Origin of the sequence: Pantoea sp. V106_11, from assembly GCF_029967885.1 — a bacterium.
GTDB classification, from domain to species: Bacteria; Pseudomonadota; Gammaproteobacteria; order Enterobacterales; family Enterobacteriaceae; genus Pantoea; species Pantoea ananatis.
On the sequence record NZ_JASCAK010000002.1, the window covers coordinates 1 to 11193 of the forward strand.

The 11193-nt window shown below is 54.1% G+C and carries 10 protein-coding genes; 6 read left to right on the forward strand and 4 right to left on the reverse strand.

Translation table 11 applies throughout. The features are described 5' to 3' along the window. Positions 1-728: 728 nt before the first annotated feature. From hemY to hemC, 4 genes are read right to left on the reverse strand one after another with little or no spacing between them, the layout of a single operon-like run. Positions 729-1925, reverse strand: a complete 1197-nt coding sequence (hemY, locus tag QLG08_RS00290; protein WP_014606992.1) for a protoheme IX biogenesis protein HemY — start codon at positions 1923-1925, stop codon at positions 729-731. Positions 1926-1927: 2 nt separating this feature from the next. After that, complete coding sequence (gene hemX / locus QLG08_RS00295; protein ID WP_014595008.1) at positions 1928-3061, reverse strand: uroporphyrinogen-III C-methyltransferase; 1134 nt, start codon at positions 3059-3061, stop codon at positions 1928-1930. A gap of 24 nt (positions 3062-3085) precedes the next feature. Continuing rightward, the gene (hemD, locus tag QLG08_RS00300) at positions 3086-3814 is read right to left on the reverse strand and encodes a uroporphyrinogen-III synthase (protein WP_015701294.1); all 729 of its coding nucleotides are present in this window, start codon (positions 3812-3814) and stop codon (positions 3086-3088) included. Then, positions 3811-4752, reverse strand: coding sequence for a hydroxymethylbilane synthase (hemC, locus tag QLG08_RS00305; protein WP_161611024.1), 942 nt, complete (start codon positions 4750-4752; stop codon positions 3811-3813). The genes hemD and hemC overlap by 4 nt, the downstream gene beginning before the upstream one ends. A 313-nt stretch (positions 4753-5065) precedes the next feature. On the opposite strand from hemC, the gene QLG08_RS00310 reads away from it, so the two are divergent. The 6 genes from QLG08_RS00310 to yigB all read left to right on the forward strand — a co-directional run bounded on the left by QLG08_RS00310 (position 5066) and on the right by yigB (position 11146). After that, complete coding sequence (locus QLG08_RS00310) at positions 5066-7624, forward strand: class I adenylate cyclase (RefSeq protein WP_013024068.1); 2559 nt, start codon at positions 5066-5068, stop codon at positions 7622-7624. Positions 7625-7760: 136 nt separating this feature from the next. After that, positions 7761-7976, forward strand: coding sequence for a lipoprotein (locus QLG08_RS00315; RefSeq protein WP_013024069.1), 216 nt, complete (start codon positions 7761-7763; stop codon positions 7974-7976). A gap of 29 nt (positions 7977-8005) precedes the next feature. After that, the gene (gene dapF / locus QLG08_RS00320) at positions 8006-8830 is read left to right on the forward strand and encodes a diaminopimelate epimerase (protein ID WP_015701292.1); all 825 of its coding nucleotides are present in this window, start codon (positions 8006-8008) and stop codon (positions 8828-8830) included. Beyond that, positions 8827-9531: a DUF484 domain-containing protein gene (locus QLG08_RS00325; RefSeq protein ID WP_013024071.1), complete on the forward strand. Its 705-nt coding sequence runs from the start codon at positions 8827-8829 to the stop codon at positions 9529-9531. Before dapF ends, QLG08_RS00325 begins: the two co-directional genes overlap by 4 nt. Continuing rightward, positions 9528-10433, forward strand: a complete 906-nt coding sequence (xerC, locus tag QLG08_RS00330; protein ID WP_161611022.1) for a tyrosine recombinase XerC — start codon at positions 9528-9530, stop codon at positions 10431-10433. The genes QLG08_RS00325 and xerC overlap by 4 nt, the downstream gene beginning before the upstream one ends. Then, positions 10430-11146, forward strand: coding sequence for a 5-amino-6-(5-phospho-D-ribitylamino)uracil phosphatase YigB (gene yigB / locus QLG08_RS00335; RefSeq protein ID WP_161611021.1), 717 nt, complete (start codon positions 10430-10432; stop codon positions 11144-11146). Before xerC ends, yigB begins: the two co-directional genes overlap by 4 nt. The last annotated feature ends 47 nt before the right edge of the window (positions 11147-11193 follow it).

Here is an 11193-nt window from a genome sequence, read left to right on the forward strand (position 1 = left end):
GGCGCGTCCCGCAGGGGCGCGTAATCCTCTCTCGCCGACCATTTTTAGAAACCTGTCTGCAAAGACAGGTTTTTTTTCGCCTGAATAAAAGAGGGTGAGCACCGCCGAAGGCGGTTTGCGCTGGCCGTCAGCGAGACAACGTTGCGCAGGCAGTGTCGTCTTTCAGGGGCGAAAATCCGCTCAGACGGGCACGTCATTTCTCCCGGAAGTGAGTCAGAGCGGAGTCATAGTAATGGCTGTCGCAAAAATGAGACGCTTAAATTACTGTTTTAACACGGATTGACAAGTCTTTACCTTGTTTGTCGCCTGTATGCGACATCCATTTTCTGGTTTGTCGTAATAACACGACGCTCATCGCAAAGAGAAAGAACCCCAAAAAAAGCATTAAGATTTAAGTGATTGATTTATAAAAATAATTAAAATAATAATAGCAACTGGCATGGATTATGCAATAATTAACGCGTAGATGCTCATTCCACCTCTTATGTTTGCTTCGGCTACATAAACCTGGGAATGACGCAGAGCCAATTTTGGGTACCTGTTGTCTGCCTGCCTGTATCGCGAAAGTCTTACAGGGTTATCAGACACCACGTTGAGTCGGGTACCTCTCGGTTGTCTAACCGACCTGATCTTACACCTGCTTTTAGCAGGTGTTTTTTTTTGCCTGAAAGCGCAGACACAAAAAAACCGGGCGAGCCCGGTTTTTTACTTAACGCGATGCTGTGTTATCAGGCATCAGGGTTATTTTTCAGCGTCAGCAACAGGCCTTCACGACGCATTTTTGCCGCCTCTTCCGGACGGCGAAGGCGATCGTAAACGTCCGCCAGCCACGCGTAGTCAAAGGCGTCAGGGCGCTGAGCCAGTGCCTGCTGAAGTGCTTCCGCTGCCTGCTGCCATTCACCGTGGCGCATTAACAACTGCCCCAGGGTACTGTGCAACAGGGGCGTCGCGCCATGCTGTTTGATTTGCTGACGTAAGGCTTTTTCCAGTGCCTCTGGGTTGCCGCTCTTAATACGTGGCATCAGCAGCACCAGACGATCATCGTAATGACGTTTAAGCCCATCCAGCAAGATGTCCTGCGCGGTATCGTGGTCGTCACACTCAATCAAATGGTCAATCATCGCTACCTGCAATGATGTCTCATGGCGAGTTTTACGGCTCAGATTGCCCCACCAGCGCTTCAGTCCCTCGCTGCCCTGATCGGCCATCGCCTGGTTCATCAGGCCCAGCCAGGCCTGTTGCTGTAGCAGGGTGCGTTGCTCTTCTGTCCCGACCTCGGATTTTTCCATGGCGGGAAGAATATCCAGCAGTGCGCTCCAGGCGCTGGTGCGGACATATGCCTGCTCAGCCAGACGAAGCACTTCCGGATGACGAGGCGCGACTTCGAGCAGGCGATCGATGCTGTGGCGCGCTGCATGATCTTCATGACGCGCCAATTGAATGCGGGTACGGGTAATTTCGACCGGAATCACATCATTGCCAGCCAGCTCAGCCGCCCGTTCTAGGTGCTGGTTGGCCCGCATTTCATCGCCACGCTGTTGTGCGGCTTCTGCAGCTAGCAGGTAGTTAGCGACAGGCACATCAGCATGCTCTGCGTCTTTAGACAGCAGTTTCTCTACCTGTCTGAAATCCCCTTCCGCCAGTTTCATCAGGGCATTTTGCGTATGGCGCTGGGCACGACGACGCTTACGGCCAGTGAACCAGCCGCGGGTACGCGCGCCGGTGCGAAATAAACGGCGCAGTATCCATTCCACAGCCAGGATCACAAGCAGGCTAATAATCAGGATGATGGACAGGCCCGTCACGCTGGTTTCAACGTTCCAGTTGTCGGTCTGAATCAGCACGTAGCCCTGATGACCCGCAATCATCGGCCCCAGTACAATGCCGGCAATCAGCAGAACAAAGAGGATAAATACCTTAAGCATGATTAGCCTCCCTGCTGATTAGCGGCGGCAGAAGGCTGTGCCATCAGATTACGAACGCGGGTTTGCATCAGCTTTTCAAGCAGCGGCTGGCTCTCCAGGCTGTCGGGCAGATCCATATTGATGTTCTGCTGGCTTAATTCATCCAGCTGGGCCAGAAACGCTTTGGTTGAGGCATCATTGGTGTCATACCACGCGCGCACCCATGTTGAAACGGTTTCAAGCGACTGCTTGTAAATCTCTTCCTGGTGACGTGGTACGGCCTGAGCAGCAATGAGCAGGCGCGAGCGGATGTTCTCACGCAGATAAACATCCTGATTCGGTGCCAGCAGCGGCTGTGCGGTATTATCGCGACGGCGGATGGTAATAAAGTCATCCATAAAGTTATGCCAGCTCTTCACCAGATTCTGACGCCATTCACGAATGGAACTGGAAAGTTCACCGCTGTCGCTGTCCATAGGCGCATCATCGCTGTCGTTATCTGCCAGCCGCAGATTATCCACACCGTTTGATAACTGATTAAGTTTCAAAATGATGCCGTCATAATCCACCTGGGAGATGGCGGAGAGCGTACTGATATCCTGAGTTAACGCACGACGCACGTTCATGACGCTGGGATCGTTCATGTCTGCCAGGCTGGCATCTGCACTTTTCAGCAGCGCTGCAGCGGTAGTCACGTCCTGATCGCTCCACAATTTACGTCCGGCCAGCTTCACCAGGTAGTCAGCCTGGGCCACTAACCAACTGCGCACGTCATTACCTGAAATTGAAGCCATTTTTTCACGCAGCGTTTCCAGCTCTTTGGCCGATGCCGCCTGCTGTGACTGAGCGGTCTCTAATGCTTTTTCTGTCGCGCTCAACTGTTGGGCCAACTGCTGTTTGTCGCTGTTTGCCTGTTTCTGCAGCGTGGACAGCTGATCACTCAGTTCCTGATTGGTTTGTGCCTGCAGTTCGGCCTGGTGTTTATCGTTCAGGTATAACCCTGCGCCAATCGCCAGTGCGATGACAATCGCGACTGCTCCCAGCACCATGCCACCATTATTGCGATTGCGCGGTGATTTTTCCTGGGTAGAAGAGGGGCGATCAACCGCTGGTGTGGTTTCGTCAACCACGGCGGAGGTGTCTTTTTGTTCCGTCATATCTGGCACATCCCATTGTTAAGTTCAACATAACGCGCGCAACAGCGCATCGTTATCGGCACCATCGGCTACCTGAATAGTCTGCCAACCAAGATCGGCGGCCAGGGAAGCCAAACGTTCGCTGACGACGACTAGTCGACAGCGGAGCAGCCATTCCTCACGATCGACCTCGGGGAACAGCGAATACAGCTGATGCAGCATCTCACCGCTGGTCACGACAAGCGTGTGAATATTACGATCGCGCCAGCGACGGCCTTCGATGGCGCCGTCATAGTGTTTTTGGCAACGTTGATAGCACTCTGCATAGGTGACCTGCGCGCCACGTGCCGCCAGCGTTTCTGACAGCAGCTCGCGCCCCTGATTCCCTCGGAGGATAAGCGCATGCTTACCCGCTATTTGCTGCAATGTCGCCAGTTTTATCAACTCTTCGCTGGTTTCATGCGCGTGAGGGTAGGTCACCTGCAGGCCGCTGATCGTATGAAAAGCCAAAGCGGTACTGCGACCAATTGCATAATAGTCTACGTCAGCGGGCCATGCTTTGATGGCGTGCTGTGCAAAGTGAATAACCTGCTGCGAAAGGAGGAAAACGAGATCGCCGCGTTTCAACGTGGCAAGGGTGGCCGGTAACTGCAGGAGATCGTTACCCGGCGCGAATTCTATCAGCGGCAGGCTCCACGCCTGTTTACCCTGGGCGTGCAGGCGCGAGACCAGCTCCGCCGCTGCGGGTTCCGGGCGCGTCACCAGAATCGTCATACGGGAGGTTGCCCCTGATAAACGTCGCGCAGAATTTCACGTGCGCCACCGTTGAGCAGCTCATCTGCCAGCGAAATGCCCATTTGCTCTGCCTGATCGCGAGGCCCACGGCGTTCACCGCTCACCATGACGCTCCCATCGGGTGCCCCCACCAGACCGCGAAGCCAGAGTTCGTCGCCTTCAAGTACGGCAAAGCTGCCAATCGGAACCTGGCAGCCGCCTTCAAGTCGGGTATTCATGGCGCGTTCCGCTTTCACACAGACCGCCGTATCATCGTGATTCAATGCCTGTAACAGCGCAATTAACGTGCTGTCGTCTAACCGACATTCGATGCCAACTGCGCCCTGACCCACGGCGGGTAAGGAAATATCCGCAGGCAGCGGTTGGCGAATACGATCGGCCAGGCCAAGTCGGTTCAACCCGGCGGCGGCAAGAATAATGGCGTCATATCCGCCAGCATCAAGCTTACTTAATCGTGTGCCCACGTTCCCGCGCAGCGAGCGAATCACCAGATCGGGACGTCGCGCGCTAATCTGGCACTGACGCCGCAGGCTTGACGTTCCAATGACAGCGCCCTGTGGAAGTTCATCAATTGACGCGTAGTGATTGGAGACAAACGCATCGCGCGGATCGTCCCGCTGGCAAATGGTGACCAGGCCCAGGCCTTCCGGAAATGCCACGGGCACATCTTTCATCGAATGTACGGCCAGATCGGCACGGTTTTCTAACATTGCCTGCTCGAGCTCTTTAACGAACAGCCCTTTCCCCCCCACTTTCGCGAGCGGTGTATCAAGAATGATATCGCCCTTTGTCACCATAGGTACCAGCTCCACGCGTAGGCCAGGATGGGCACTGATCAATCGTTGCTGTACATATTGTGCTTGCCACAGGGCAAGTGGGCTTTGTCGTGTAGCAATTCTGAAAATTTTGTTTAACATGCCGTTAACCATTTAGATCGTTCATCGAATATCCTATCATCGTTGAGGGAATGCTGTCAGTTTCAACGGATTGAAAAGAACCGCCTGCGGATTAAACCTGATATATCAGACAGTAATCTCAGGCCAGGCGCAGAGTGAGCGAAAAGTAGACGAAACCGTGCTAAAATGCAGGTAGCGTAACTTTCTTTACGGTCAATCCAGCGAGTGATAGATTGATCACGTTTCCAGCAATTATCTGCACGACATCTCTCTTATTAAGCGGCAGAGACTGGAAACAGGGTGCTTAAACTCCAGGACAACCAGGCGAAACGTCTTGTACCTCTATATTGAGACACTAAAACAGAGACTGGATGCAATTAACCAGCTGCGCGTTGATCGCGCACTCGCTGCCATGGGGCCCGCTTTTCAGCGAGTCTACAGTCTGCTTCCGATCTTACTACATTATCAACATCCGCTGATGCCGGGTTACCTCGAAGGTAGCGTTCCCCACGGCATCAACGTTTTCACGCCTGATGAAAACCAACTGCAGCTGCTTGCAGAGTTAACGGGTAAACAGGAACTCTCCCTGGTCGAAGCCCCTAAAGGTGAACTGCCTATCACCGGCATCTACTCAATGGGGAGCACCTCTTCCGTTGGGCAAAACAGCGTGTCCGATTTGGATATCTGGGTTTGCCATCAATCCTGGCTGGATAATGAAGAGCGCCTGAATCTGCAGCGTAAATGTGCGCTGCTGCAAAAATGGTGTGCCTCGCAGGCCATCGAAGTCAGCTTTTTCCTCATTGATGAAAACCGCTTCCGCCACAACGAAAGCGGCAATCTTGGTGGTGAAGACTGCGGTTCTACCCAACATATTTTGCTGCTGGATGAGTTCTACCGCACGGCGGTAAGAATGGCCGGTAAACGTATTCTGTGGAATATGGTGCCAGGCGAAGAAGAGCATCACTATGATGACTACGTGATGTCGCTGTATGCGAAAGGCGTGCTCACGCCAAACGAGTGGCTGGATTTGGGCGGCCTCAGCACGTTATCAGCAGAAGAGTATTTCGGTGCCAGCCTGTGGCAGCTGTATAAAAGTATCGATTCGCCCTATAAAGCGGTGTTGAAAACGCTGCTGCTGGAAGCTTATAGCTGGGAATACCCGGATACCAAACTGCTGGCGATGGATATCAAGCAGCGTCTGCACGACGGAGAAATCGTCTGCTTTGGCCTTGATCCTTACTGTATGATGCTGGAACGCGTTACACGCTATCTCACCAGTATTGACGATCAGCCCCGCCTTGATTTGGTTCGCCGCTGCTTCTATTTAAAAGTTTGCGAAAAACTCAGCAGTGACGATCACCCACAGCGTAGCGGCTGGCGCCGTGAGATCCTGTCGCAGCTGGTTAAAGCCTGGGGCTGGGACGACGAAAAGATTGCTATTCTGGACAACCGTGCCGAATGGAAAATCGAGCGCGTGCGCGAAGCGCACAATGAGTTGCTGGATGCGATGATGCAAAGCTATCGCAACCTTATCCGCTTTGCCCGCCGCAACAATTTAAGCGTCAGCGCCAGCCCGCAGGATATCGGCGTGCTGACCCGTAAATTGTACGCCGCCTTTGAGGCCTTGCCGGGCAAGGTGACGCTGGTTAATCCGCAGATTTCTCCCGATCTGTCCGAATCCAACCTGACCTTCATTCACGTGCCGCCGGGCCGTGCCAACCGGCCAGGCTGGTATCTGTATAACCAGTCACCGGACATGAGCTCAATCATCAGCCATCAGCCGCTGGAATATAACCGCTATCTTAACAAGCTGGTCGCCTGGGCTTGGTTCAACGGACTGCTGACCAGCAAAACGCGGCTGCACATTAAGGGCAATGAGCTATGCGATCTGGCGCGCCTGCAGGAACTGGTCGACGATGTCTCCAGCCATTTCCCGCTGCGTCTGCCTGCGCCCACGCCCAAGGCGCTCTACAGCCCGTGTGAAATCCGCCATCTGGCCATCATTGTTAACCTTGAGCACGATCCCACCTCGGCGTTTCGTAACCAGGTGGTGCATTTCGATTTCCGCAAACTCGATGTGTTCAGCTTTGGTCAGCAGCAGCAGTGTTTAATCGGCAGTATCGACCTGCTGTACCGTAACTCGTGGAATGAGGTGCGTACGCTGCACTTCAGTGGCGAACAGGCGATGATAGAAGGCCTGAAAACCATCCTGGGTAAAATGCATCAGGACGCTTCCCCGCCTGATACCGTTGAGGTGTTCTGCTACAGCCAGCATTTACGTGGATTGATTCGTACCCGCGTACAGCAGCTGGTGTCAGAGTGCATCGAACTGCGCCTTTCCAGTACGCGTCAGGAGCCAGGGCGGTTCAAAGCACTGCGTATGGCGGGCCAGACCTGGGGGTTGTTCTTTGAACGCATGGGCGTATCGGTTCAGAAGCTGGAAAACGCCGTTGAGTTTTATGGCGCCATTTCCAACAACAAGCTTCACGGCCTGTCGATTAAAGTCGAGTCTAATCAGACGCCACTGCCGCCTGTGGTTAACGGCTATGCCAGCGAAGGGATCATTCAGTTCTTTTTTGAAGATACTACCGACGATCGCGGTTTCAACATTTATATTCTGGATGAAAGTAACCGCGTCGAGGTCTATCACCATTGTGAAGGCAGCAAGGAAGAGCTGGTACGGGACGTCAGCCGTTTTTACTCCTCGTCGCACGACCGTTTTACCTATGGCTCAAGTTTTATCAATTTTAACCTGCCGCAGTTCTATCAAATCGTGAACACAGGTGAACGTTATCAGGTCATTCCATTCAGAAATCAGGTCCTCACCGATCTCTGTGCCTCACCGCCTGATAACGACAATAACGATTATCAGCCACGCTATCAGGTACATTGAGTTCGGTAAGCCCGCAATGATGCTATCTTCAGGGCTTGCCACAACGCTCACGTGATTAGCTGGCATTTCCTGTTGCTTTTCCAACTTCAACTGCGATGATAAGCATCCAGGTCACAGGACATGAAGAGCATAAAGAATGAAGAAAGCGATAAGCCTGTTAGCAATGACAATGGCATTAACAAGCCTTGCAGGCTGTGGATTAAAAGGACCGCTCTACTTCCCGCCGCAGGACACGCCAAAACAAGCTGCGCCAACGTCAGCACCCACGCAAAAACAGAAAGCCGACGCGTCTAAAGCGGATGTAGGTGGTCTGGTGACGGGTGGTTCAAGCTCAAGCTCACAAATGAAATAACACTTATGGCGCATCCGGCGGAGCAAAAAATGCAGTTCTCCAAAATGCACGGTCTCGGCAATGATTTCATGGTTGTGGATGCCGTAACGCAAAATGTCTTTTTTTCGCCGGAATTGATCCGCCGGCTGTCCGATCGCCATCTCGGGATTGGCTTCGATCAGCTGCTGGTCGTTGAGCCGCCTTACGATCCCGATCTCGACTTTCACTACCGCATTTTTAATGCAGACGGGAGTGAAGTCGCGCAGTGTGGGAATGGCGCCCGCTGCTTCGCCCGTTTTGTTCAGTTAAAAGGGCTGACGAATAAAAGCGATATTCGCGTGAGCACCCAGGCTGGTCGCATGGTTCTGAGCGTGACACCAGACGATCTGGTACGTGTGAATATGGGCGAGCCAAATTTCGAACCCCAGCAGGTGCCTTTCCGCGCCAATAAAGCCGAAAACCTTTACCTGTTACGCGTGGCGGAACAAACGGTGATGTTTGGTGCCGTCTCCATGGGCAACCCTCACTGCGTAATCCAGGTGGAAAGCACGAAAACGGCCCAGGTTGAGCTTCTGGGACCGGTCCTGGAAAGCCATGAGCGTTTTCCGGAGCGCGTCAACGTGGGCTTTATGGAAATTATCAGCCCTGAACACATCCGGCTGCGTGTTTATGAACGCGGTGCAGGGGAAACCCAGGCGTGCGGTAGCGGTGCCTGTGCGGCGGTTGCCTGCGGTATCCAGCAGGGTATTTTAAGTCAGAAAGTACGCGTTGATTTACCAGGCGGCACGTTACATATCGCCTGGAAAGGCGTCGGACAGCCGCTCTACATGACCGGTCCGGCCACACATGTCTACGATGGGTTTATTCACTTATGAAAAATATCGAAGAGCAGGTGGAAAATACTGTCCTGCTGGACGATCAGGCCGTCAGTGATTATCTGCGTCAGAATCCTGATTTCTTTATGCGCAACGCCCGTCAGGTGGAACAGATGGCGGTACCGCACCCGGTTCGCGGCAGCGTATCGCTGGTGGAATGGCACATGGCGCGCCAGCGCAATCACATCCAGCGTCTGGAAGAAGAAATTACGCTGCTGATGGAGCAGGCGACCGCAAATCAACAGTTATTCTCACGTCTGCTTTCACTGCAAAGTCACCTGGCCGCCGCCAGCTCACTCCAGGATATGCTTAATCGCCTGCATCGCTGGGCGCGCGATCTCGGACTGGCGGGAGCCAATATCCGCTTGTTTAACGACAAGTGGCGACTGGGTGCGCCGTCTGACTTTGTGCAGCTTGGCCTGGCCCGTCAGGCTTTCGAACCGTTACGCATTCAGCGCTTCGGTAATGAGCAGCACTATCTGGGGAATATCAATGGCCCGGAACTGCTGCTGCTGCTGCCTCAGGCAAAGGCCATTGGTTCAGTCGCCATGTCCCTGATGGGTGATGAGGGCGAGCTTGGCATCATTATCTTCAGTAGCCGTGACAGCCTGCACTATCAGTCGGGCATGGGCACCTTACTGCTTCAGCACCTTTCGCAGATGATACCTGCGCTGCTGGAACGCTGGGTGGAGCGCGCATGAGCAGCGTGTTGCAGGAGACCGTTGACGGCTTTCTGCGCCACCTGAAGGTTGAACGCCAGCTCAGCCCGCTTACCCTGAGCAGCTACGCGCGTCAGCTTGCCGCACTGGTGACGATTGCCGATGAGATGAAAATCAGCGCGTGGTCACAGCTCGATCCCGCCATGGTGCGTAGCATGGCCGCCCGCAGCCGTCGTGCAGGTCTGGCTGCAAGCAGTCTGGCATTACGTCTTTCCGCATTACGCAGTTTCCTTGACTGGCAGGTGAGCCGCGACATGCTGGCGGCTAATCCGGCGAAAGGGATCGCCACGCCGCGCAACGGTCGTCATCTACCGAAAAATATCGATGTTGATGACGTTAACCAGTTGCTGGAGATTGATCTCACCGATCCGCTGGCGATCCGCGATCGTACGATGCTGGAAGTGATGTACGGCGGAGGGTTACGTCTTTCCGAGCTGGTCAATATGGACTGCCCCCATGTCGATCTTGAGGCGGGAGAGGTTTGGGTTTTAGGTAAAGGCAGCAAGGAGCGGCGCGTGCCGATCGGTCGCACCGCCGTCAGCTGGATCCAGCAGTGGTTGCCGCTACGCACCGCGTTTAACCCTGGGGATGATGCGCTGTTTCTCTCCAGCCGTGGCTCTCGTATCTCTGCGCGCAACGTCCAGAAACGCTTTGCCGAGTGGGGAATTAAGCAGGGTCTTTCCAGTCATATACATCCCCATAAGCTGCGCCACTCTTTTGCCACCCATTTGTTGGAGTCGAGTGGCGATCTGCGCGCGGTGCAGGAATTACTGGGCCATGCGAATCTGTCGACCACCCAAATTTACACCCATCTTGATTTCCAGCATCTGGCATCGGTGTACGATGCTGCGCATCCCCGCGCCAAACGAGGAAAGAGTGAATGAAGTTTTATCGCCCTCTGCGTGACATCAAAGCGATCACTTTCGATCTAGACGACACGCTCTACGACAACTATCCGGTGATCCGTAAAACCACGGAAGCCTCTCATGCTGCGCTGCAGGCTTTCCACCCTGCGCTGCGAGCCATAACGCCGGAAGACGTAGCCGACTCGCGCAGTCAGTTACGTGCAAGCGAACCTGAGATCTACCATGATGTCTCTGAGTGGCGTCGGCGTTCAGTTGAACATGTCATGTGCCAGGCCGGTTTAACGCCATCCGAAGCCGCGGCGGGCGCGACGCAAGTTATGGATGTGTTCCATCAGTGGCGCAGCCAGGTCGATATGCCTGCTGAAACCCATGACACGCTGAACGCCCTGGCGAAGAAAGTGCCGCTGGTGGCGATCACCAATGGCAACGCGCAGCCTGAAAAACTCGGGCTGGCACACTACTTCCAGTTTTCACTCCGGGCGGGGCCAGACGGGCGCGCTAAGCCGTGGCTGGATATGTATCAGCTGGCCGCGCAACGTCTTAATATCGCCCCGGAACACATTCTGCACGTTGGCGACGATCTCACCACCGATGTGGCAGGCGCGATTCGTTTTGGCATGCAGGCCTGCTGGATTAACCTTCGTGAGGGTAATCTCATGCAGATCGAGGATGCCCGTCTGCTGCCACACGTTGAAATTTCCCAGTTGGCATCACTCACCTCGCTGTTATAATGGCTGTAAATTTATCCAGTCTTATGCTTCGCATTTTCTGACTTATT

Bases quoted from the DNA above. Each gene is read 5' to 3' on its own strand.
- dapF (WP_015701292.1), top strand. From the start codon at position 8,006: ATGCAGTTCTCCAAAATGCACGGTCTCGGCAATGATTTCATGGTTGTG.
- hemX (WP_014595008.1), bottom strand. From the start codon at position 3,061: ATGACGGAACAAAAAGACACCTCCGCCGTGGTTGACGAAACCACACCA.
- hemC (WP_161611024.1), bottom strand. From the start codon at position 4,752: ATGTTAAACAAAATTTTCAGAATTGCTACACGACAAAGCCCACTTGCC.
- xerC (WP_161611022.1), top strand. From the start codon at position 9,528: ATGAGCAGCGTGTTGCAGGAGACCGTTGACGGCTTTCTGCGCCACCTG.
- QLG08_RS00325 (WP_013024071.1), top strand. From the start codon at position 8,827: ATGAAAAATATCGAAGAGCAGGTGGAAAATACTGTCCTGCTGGACGAT.
- yigB (WP_161611021.1), top strand. From the start codon at position 10,430: ATGAAGTTTTATCGCCCTCTGCGTGACATCAAAGCGATCACTTTCGAT.
- QLG08_RS00315 (WP_013024069.1), top strand. From the start codon at position 7,761: ATGAAGAAAGCGATAAGCCTGTTAGCAATGACAATGGCATTAACAAGC.
- hemD (WP_015701294.1), bottom strand. From the start codon at position 3,814: ATGACGATTCTGGTGACGCGCCCGGAACCCGCAGCGGCGGAGCTGGTC.
- hemY (WP_014606992.1), bottom strand. From the start codon at position 1,925: ATGCTTAAGGTATTTATCCTCTTTGTTCTGCTGATTGCCGGCATTGTA.